General features: G+C 71.7%; 6 protein-coding genes and 2 pseudogenes. 7 read left to right on the plus strand and 1 reads right to left on the minus strand.

Annotation, left to right across the window (positions count from 1 at the left end; all coding sequences use genetic code 11):
* The coding region (locus ACOJUF_RS17215; RefSeq protein ID WP_420123049.1) for a malic enzyme-like NAD(P)-binding protein at positions 1–557 on the plus strand (557 nt) is incomplete at its 5' end.
* An 84-nt stretch (positions 558–641) separates the two neighbouring features.
* Here ACOJUF_RS17215 and ACOJUF_RS17220 read toward each other — a convergent pair.
* Positions 642–1,598, minus strand: a complete 957-nt coding sequence (locus ACOJUF_RS17220) for a hypothetical protein (RefSeq protein ID WP_420123050.1) — start codon at positions 1,596–1,598, stop codon at positions 642–644.
* Between the two features lie 189 nt (positions 1,599–1,787).
* On the opposite strand from ACOJUF_RS17220, the gene ACOJUF_RS17225 reads away from it, so the two are divergent.
* From ACOJUF_RS17225 to ACOJUF_RS17250, 6 genes and pseudogenes are all read left to right on the plus strand, one after another.
* Positions 1,788–2,042: a thiamine-binding protein gene (locus ACOJUF_RS17225; protein WP_420123051.1), complete on the plus strand. Its 255-nt coding sequence runs from the start codon at positions 1,788–1,790 to the stop codon at positions 2,040–2,042.
* Positions 2,039–2,497, plus strand: a complete 459-nt coding sequence (locus tag ACOJUF_RS17230; RefSeq protein ID WP_420123052.1) for a helix-turn-helix domain-containing protein — start codon at positions 2,039–2,041, stop codon at positions 2,495–2,497. The genes ACOJUF_RS17225 and ACOJUF_RS17230 overlap by 4 nt, the downstream gene beginning before the upstream one ends.
* A 332-nt stretch (positions 2,498–2,829) precedes the next feature.
* A pseudogene (gene uraD, locus ACOJUF_RS17235) lies at positions 2,830–4,743 on the plus strand (2-oxo-4-hydroxy-4-carboxy-5-ureidoimidazoline decarboxylase); the annotation flags it as partial.
* 87 nt (positions 4,744–4,830) lie between these two features.
* Positions 4,831–5,304 (plus strand): annotated as a pseudogene (gene uraD / locus ACOJUF_RS17240) (2-oxo-4-hydroxy-4-carboxy-5-ureidoimidazoline decarboxylase); the annotation flags it as partial.
* Between the two features lie 128 nt (positions 5,305–5,432).
* On the plus strand, positions 5,433–6,791 hold the full coding sequence (locus ACOJUF_RS17245) for an 8-oxoguanine deaminase (RefSeq protein WP_420123053.1): 1,359 nt from the start codon (positions 5,433–5,435) through the stop codon (positions 6,789–6,791).
* Positions 6,792–6,858: 67 nt separating this feature from the next.
* Positions 6,859–8,084, plus strand: a 1,226-nt coding sequence (locus ACOJUF_RS17250; protein ID WP_420123054.1) for an FAD binding domain-containing protein, incomplete at its 3' end; no start/stop codon positions are given.

The raw sequence follows: 8,084 nt of genomic DNA on the forward strand, positions 1-8,084 counted from the left end.
TCCGGCTGCTCGCCGCGCAGGGCTTCACCGACATCATCGGCTGCGACCGGCACGGCGCGGTCGACCCGGCCAAGCAGGGCATGGACGAGTTCCGCCGGTGGATCGCCGACAACACCAACCCGCGCGGGCTCCGCGGACCGCTCAAGGAGATGATCGCCGGCGCCGACGTGTTCATCGGGGTGTCCGCGCCGAACCTGCTGACCGGCGAGGACATCGCCCGGATGAACGCCGGCGCCATCGTGTTCGCGCTGGCCAACCCCGACCCCGAGGTCGACCCGTTCGCCGCGGCGCAGCACGCGTCGATCGTGGCGACCGGCCGGTCGGACTACCCGAACCAGATCAACAACGTGCTCGCGTTCCCCGGCTTCTTCCGCGGCATGCTCGACGCCGGCACCCACGAGATCACCGAGGCCACCATGCTGGCCGCGGCCACCGCGATCGCCGACTGCGTCTCCGCCGAGGAACTCAACCCCAGCTACATCGTGCCCTCGGTCTTCGACCCGGACGTCGCGCCGGCCGTCGCCGACGCCGTCCGCAAGGCGGCGCTGGGCGGCTGACACGAGGGGCCGTCCGGTTGGTCGGAGGAAAAGTGCGACGGGTCGCACTTTTCCTCCGACGTGGCCGCCATCGGCCCCCTGCGGTCAGGCGACCAGGCGCAGGGCACACGCGTCCGAGCACGCTCGACCCCCGCCCGTCCACCCACCACGCTCCAAGGCCTGGGCGACCTGGGCAGCGACCAGGCAGGGCCGGGTGACGACGTCCCGCCAGCCGAACCGCAGCACCGTCTCACCGGACAACGCCAGCGCGTTGTCCCGCCGCAGATCGCGGAATGCGTCCTCGGGACGGTGCGCGGCCCGCCCGTCCAATTCGACGACCGTCGCGTATCCGCCGTACCGGACATCGTGGTACTTGGAACGCCTTCCGTCGTACTCTCGTCGGTTCCGATGTCCGGAAGGCAGCCGGTGGGCGCCTTCGACGTCCCGCCGGTACTGCCGCTCCAACGGAGACTGCACGCCGTCGGCGACATCCGCCAGGACATCCCCGATCAGCCACCGATGGGGATGTCGGGCCCGACCGGCGAGGGTGTCCAGCAATCGTTCCGGGGTGGTCAGCCGTCGCTGCGTGACGCGGATCAGGAGGTCGATCACCGCGCCTTCGTCACCCGCGGCCAGGTGATCGAGCACGGAGTGCTCGATGCGGGTCCGGGTCGGTGTTCGACTCGGGTGCACCGCGGCGGCCAGGCCGGACGACCGATGGATCCGCAGGCCCGGCTGCGGGGCCACCCGCCGACGCTCGGGAATGCTGACGTGCACCCGGCCGGGCGCAGCATCCAGTGTGCCGTCCCACCACAGGGCCGTCCCGTGGCTCAGGGCCGCACCCGGTCCGCCGTACAGCAGCGCCGCCCACGCGACGGCGTGGTCGGACCCCGGCCCGACCGTCGTGAGGTACACACCCGGCAGCAAGGTGCGCCACAGACCGTTGGCCAGGTGTCGACGGGCCTGAGATCCGGTCAGGCCGAGGGCCAGCAGTTGTCGCCGCGCCACGACACCATGTTGGTGTGCGGCGAGGGCCAGCCAGGCCGGAGGTGACTCGGACACCGCTCGAGGGTGCGCCCGTCCCCGGCCGAAGGGAAATGAGCTTCTCGCGACCTGTGGACAACTGCGCGCCACGCAGGAGGAACGACGGTTGTCCACATCTGCCGACTGATTCGGCGGAAGAAATGTGCGCCCAGCCGCGGTTTTCTTCCACACTCGCAGGCAAGGTCGCCGCGGCCGTAGGCTCGTGCGGTGCGGGTCGTCGCCGAGTTCACCACCGAGCCCTTCCACGGGGAGGGCGAGCCGCCGGAGCATGCCCGGCGGGCGTGGCAGGTGGTGCAGGACGCCGGGCTGACCGGGGAGTTCGGGCCGCTGGGGACCGAGGTCCGCGGCGAGCGCAACGAGGTGCTGGACGCCCTGCACGCGGTGATGGTGGCGGCGCTGGACGCGGGCGCCACCCGGATCACCCTGCAGGTGCAGACGGACGCGCACACGGACCCCGAATGACCCACACCCCGGATCCCGCCGCGGACGAACTGATCGCCGCGGTCCGACCTCTGGTGGACCGGATCGGCGGCCGGTTGATCGATCCGACCGAGGTGGCCGACGGCGACGTGGCCCTGAGCTTCCGGGGGGACGTGTTCACCGCCGTCCGGCTCGCCGCCCGACCGGCGGGGACGGCCGCCGGCGGCGACACGGGCAGCGCCGTGGACGGCCGGAACGAACGCGGCGAGCCGGAGCCCCGCCCGGACGAAGGCGGGCTGGCCGGCATCCTGGCCGACGTGCAGCGCGAGTTCGCCGAACCCCTGCACGAGCTGCCCCGGCCGGACAAGCAGCGGGCGGTCCGGCTGCTGGAGGAGGCCGGCGCCTTCTCCTATCGCAAGTCGGTGGAGAGCGTGGCCTCGGCATTGGGCGTCAGCCGCTTCACGGTGTACAACTACCTCAACCGAGACCGCACCTGACCAGCGAGAACGTCGGAACGACGACCACCTCAACAAATTGTTGACGTGCCCTGGGTCACCAAGTATATTTCGACCTGCGGAAGACCGCTTCCGAAATGCGCGACGACCCACCCCCGCCGCACCACAGCTCAACGGAGAGCAGGTCCTGCCATGTCGATGCCGTCCCGCCGCGCCTGCCGCCCGATCGACCACCGGCCCGACGGGTAACCGGTCCCCGGCCCGTCCCGCGTCCCGACGTTCGTTTACCGGGCCGACCGCTGTCGGCCACACAACCACAATCCGCCTTCCGGAGCATCACCGTGGATGCTCCCTCCGGACCAGAGAGGCCTGAAATGGCATCTGCACCGACGGCGAGCCCCGCCCGCAAGAAGTCCGTGAAGCACCCGGTCGACCAGGTCCTGCCCATCCCCAAGCTGGCGGTGTACGGCATCCAGCACGTGCTCGCGTTCTACGCGGGCGCCGTGGTGGTCCCGATCCTGCTGGCCAGCGCGATCGGGCTGACCACCGAAGAGCTCATCCACCTGATCAACGCCGACCTGTTCACCTGCGGCATCGCCTCGATCATCCAGTCCATCGGATTCTGGAAGATCGGGGTGCGGCTCCCGCTGCTGCAGGGCGTGACCTTCACCGCCGTCTCGCCGATGATCGCCATCGCGATGGCCGCCGGCGGCGGCACCGAAGGCCTGCTCTACATCTACGGCGCGGTCATCATCGCCGGCCTCTTCACCTTCTTCATGGCGCCCTACTTCGCCAAGCTGATCCGGTTCTTCCCGCCGGTGGTGACCGGCACCGTCATCACCATCATCGGTATCGCGCTGCTGCCGGTGGCCGCGCTCGACGCGGTGGGCGGCGGGGCCAACCCCGACCCGACCAGCACCAAGAACCTGGCCTACGCGATGGGCACGCTGGCGATCATCGTGATCATCCAGCGCGTCTTCAAGGGTTTCCTGGCCACCGTGGCCGTGCTGGCCGGCCTGGTCATCGGCACCGCGGTCGCCTTCTTCCTGGGTGACGCCAGCTTCAGCAGCCTGTCCGAGTCGGCCTGGTTCGGCGTCACCACCCCGTTCTACTTCGGCATCCCGAAGTTCTCGGCCGCCGCGATCATCTCGATGATCGTCGTCATGCTGATCACCGCCGTCGAGACCACCGGCGACGTGTTCGCCACCGGTGAGATCGTGGAGAAGCGGGTCGGCGGCGAGGACGTGGCCCGGGCGCTGCGCGCCGACGGCCTGGCCACCTTCATCGGCGGTGTGCTGAACTCCTTCCCCTACACCTGCTTCGCCGAGAACGTCGGCCTGGTCCGGTTGACCCGGGTGAAGAGCCGGTACGTGGTGGCCACCGCCGGCCTGTTCATGATCCTCATCGGCCTGGTCCCGAAGGCCGGCGCGCTGGTGGCCAGCGTCCCGCCGCCGGTGCTGGGCGGTGCGGCGATCGCCATGTTCGCCACCGTCGCCGTGGTCGGCATCCAGACGCTGGGCCGGGTCGACTTCCACGACCACCGCAACGTGGTCATCGTCGGCACCAGCATCGGCCTGGCCATGTTCGTCACCGTGCAGCCGGACGTGGCCAAGGCGGTGCCGGACTGGGCCCAGATCATCTTCGGCTCCGGCATCACCCTGGGCAGCCTGACCGCGATCATCCTGAACCTGGTCTTCCACCACCTGGACAAGGGCTACGGCCCGGCCGTGGCCGGGTCGCCCCGCAGTGGCGTGATCCGGCTGGACGACGTCAACCGGATGTCCCGGGAGCAGTTCGTCGACACCTTCGGCCGGCTGTTCCAGGGCCCGACGTGGGTCGTCGAGCGGGCCTACGACCGGCGCCCGTTCGCCGACACCCCGGCCCTGCGGGCGGCCTTCCAGGACGCCCTGTTCACCGCGGACAGCGGCGAGCAGCGGGACCTACTGTCCTTCTACCCGGACCTAGGCAGCGACGCCGGCCCCGACCTGTCCGAGGAATCGAAGAAGGACCGCTCGGCCGCCGGCCTGATGCTGCTCAACGACGAGGACCACGAGCAGTTCTCGCACCTGACCACGGCCTACCGGGAGCGGTTCGGCATCCCGCTGATCATGTCCGTGCGGGACGTCGAGAAGCGGGACCAGATCCTCAAGTCCGGCTGGGAACGGCTGCAGAACTCCCCGACGCAGGAGCAGGCCACGGCCGTCATCGAGGTCGCCAAGATCGCCAACCACCGGTTCGACGATCTGGTCGCCGACGCCAGCCCGCTGTTGCTGCCCCGAGCCACCTTCCTGGAAGAGGTCGATCAGTTGACCACCCCCGCCGCCGCCCGCCAGGCCTCGGCCGACGACGAGTTCGACGCCGGGACCAGAAGGTTCAACCACCTGACCGACGACGCCGCCCGCGCCGAGCTGCGCAGCTGCCTGGACGTGCCCCGGTGGGTGGATGCGGTGATGGCCGGCCGGCCCTACCCGTCGGCCCAGCACGTGCTGCACGAGGGCCGGGTGGCCGCCGCCGATTTCACCGACGACGAGCTGCGCGCGGCCCTGGCCAAGCACCCCCGGATCGGGGAGAAGGCCGGCGCCGGGCACGACGTCGAGTTCTCCCGGAAGGAACAGTCGGCCGTCGGAACCGCGGATGCCGCGGTGCAGCAGGCCATCCTGGACGGGAACGTCGAGTACGAACGCCGGTTCGACCGGGTGTTCCTGATCCGCGCCGCGGGCCGGTCGGCGGACGAGATCCTGGCCGAGCTGCGCCGCCGGCTCGCCAACACCCCGGAGGCCGAGCGGGCCGAGGTGGTCACCCAGCTGCGGGAGATCGCCCTGATCCGGCTCGAAACCATCCTGGCCTGATCGGGTCGGGGGCGGGCGGTCCGGCCCCCCCCGCCCGGGGGGCCGGGCGCGCCGGCGGCCGACAGCACTGCCCAGCGCTGCCCAGCACTGCCCAGCACCGACAGCAGTTCCGATGGAAGCGGAGTGAGATGACCACCCTTGTCCTGCAGGGCGCGCATGTCGCCACGGTCGACGCGGCGGCCCACGAGTACCGCAGCGGGCACGTCGTCGTCACCGACGGCCTGATAACCCCCGTCGGTGACGGCCCGGCGCCCGAGGTGCCGGGGGCGCGGGTGGTGGACGCGGGCGGGTGCCTGATCACGCCGGGGTTCGTCAACACCCACCATCACCTGTACCAGTGGATCACTCGCGGGCTGGCGGTCGACGACACCCTTTTCGGCTGGCTGACCACGCTGTACCCGGTGTGGGAGCAACTGGACGCCGAGCTGACCACCGTGGCCGCCACCGGCGGCCTGTCCTGGCTGGCCGGGACGGGCTGCACCACGACCACCGACCACCACTACGTGTTCCCGCGGGCCGGCGGCGATCTGCTCAAGGCCGAGATCGACGCGGCCGCCCGGGTCGGGCTGCGGTTCCACCCGACCCGCGGGTCGATGGACCTGGGCCGCAGCAAGGGCGGCCTGCCGCCGGACAGCGTGGTCGAGGACATCGATGCGATCCTGACCGCCACCGAGGACGCCATCGACACCTACCACGACCCGTCATTCGGCTCCATGCTGCGGATCGGCGTCGCGCCCTGCTCACCGTTCTCGGTGACCGGTGACCTGCTCCGGCAGACCGCGGAGCTGTCCCGCCGCAAGGGCGTGCGGATGCACACCCACCTGTGCGAGACGCTCGACGAGGAGGACTACTGCCGGGAGCATTTCGGCTGCACCCCGGTCGAGTACATGGAGTCCGTCGGCTGGCTCGGGCCCGAGGTGTGGCTGGCCCATTCGGTCTGGTTGAGCGACGACTCGATCGCCGCGCTCGCCCGGACCGGCACCTCCGTGGCGCACTGCCCCACCTCCAACGCCCGGCTCGGCTCGGGCATCGCCCGCGCCCGGGATCTGCGGGACGCCGGGGTGGCCGTCGGCCTCGGGGTGGACGGGGCCGCGTCGAACGAGGCGTGCGCGCTGCTGGAGGAGGCCCGGCACGCCCTGCTGTTCGCCCGGGCCAAGGGCGGCCCGCAGGCCCTGACCGTGCGGGACGCCTTGGACATGGCCACCATGGGCGGCGCACGGGTGCTCGGCCGGGCCGACGAGATCGGGTCGCTCGAGGTCGGCAAGCTCGCCGACATCGCGGTCTGGCGGCTGGACACGTTGCCGCACATCGACATCGTCGATCCCATCGCCGCCCTGGTGCTCGGCTCGCCCCCGCCGCTGGAGCTGCTCCTGGTCGGCGGGCGGCCGGTCGTCGAGCGCGACCGGCTGCTCACGGTCGACACGGACACCTACGCCGCGCAGGTGCGGGACGCCAGCCGGGAACTGCTCCGGCGGGCCGGGATCTGACATGCAATTCGGGAACACACCACCCGGACGGGGATATCGTCACGGGCAGACGAGGGAGTCAGCGCAGATGGAACCTCATCTCGTCGTCAACGGCCGCGCCCGCCCGCTGGGTGAGGTGGGTGGCCACACCACGCTGCTGGAATGGCTGCGCGGCACGGGGTACACCGGCTGCAAGGAGGGGTGCGCGGAGGGCGAGTGCGGCGCCTGCGCGGTACTGGTCGCCCGGCCCGCCGAGTCGACCGGCGCCAACGGCTCGGCCGGCACCCGGTGGACCGCGATCAACGCCTGCCTCGTGCCGGCCGCCGGGTTCGACGCCCAGGAGGTCGTGACCGCCGAGGGCCTGGGCGATCCGACGGCCCTGCACCCCGTCCAGGAGCAGATGGCGGTGCGCGGCGGGTCCCAGTGCGGGTACTGCACCCCGGGTTTCATCTGTTCGATGGCGGCCGAGTACTACCGCCCGGACCGTTCCCCGGCGCAGGCGCAGGCCGACGCGGCCGACGCCGAGCCGACCGGCGACGGCCGGCCGCGCGCCGACGCCGACCCGGACGCACCCGGACATGCACCCGACCACGAGCACGGCCCGAACGGCTTCGACCTACACGCGCTGAGCGGGAACCTGTGCCGCTGCACCGGGTACCGTCCGATCCGGGACGCGGCCTACGCGCTCGGCGCGCCGACCGAGCAGGACGCCCTGGCCGCCCGCCGGTCCGCGCCCGCCCCCGCGCCGGCTCCGACCGTCATCAGCAGCGGCGGCACCGCGTACCGGCGGCCGGCCGACCTGGCCCAGGCGCTCGACCTGCTCGCCCAGCACCCGGACGCCCGCCTCGTCGCCGGGTCGACCGACTGGGGCGTCGAGCTGAACATCCGGCACGCCCGGGCCGACCTGACGGTGGCCCTGGATCGGGTGGCCGAGCTCCGCTCGTTCGCCGTCGAGCCGGACCGGATCGAGATCGGCGCCGCGCTCACCCTCTCCGAGGTCGAGCGGCTGCTCGACGGCCGGGTGCCGCTGCTCGCCGAACTGTTCCCGCAGTTCGCGTCGCGGCTGATCCGCAACGGCGCGACGCTGGGCGGCAACCTGGGCACCGGGTCGCCGATCGGCGACAGCCCGCCCGCGCTGCTGGCACTGGACGCCGCGCTGGTGCTCGCCTCCGCCACGGGCGAGCGGACGGTGCCGCTGCGCGAGTACTTCACCGGCTACCGCCGCACGGTCAAGCGGCCGGACGAGCTGATCAAGACGATCGTGGTGCCGACCCCGGTGGCCCCGGTGGCCGCGTTCCACAAGATCGCCAAGCG

The organism is Nakamurella sp. (genome assembly GCF_048594475.1).
Taxonomy (GTDB): domain Bacteria; phylum Actinomycetota; class Actinomycetes; order Mycobacteriales; family Nakamurellaceae; genus Nakamurella.

What these genes read in the sequence shown, in the direction of transcription:
- ACOJUF_RS17230 (WP_420123052.1), top strand. Translation starts at nt 2,039, where the DNA reads ATGACCCACACCCCGGATCCCGCCGCGGACGAACTGATCGCCGCGGTC.
- ACOJUF_RS17245 (WP_420123053.1), top strand. Translation starts at nt 5,433, where the DNA reads ATGACCACCCTTGTCCTGCAGGGCGCGCATGTCGCCACGGTCGACGCG.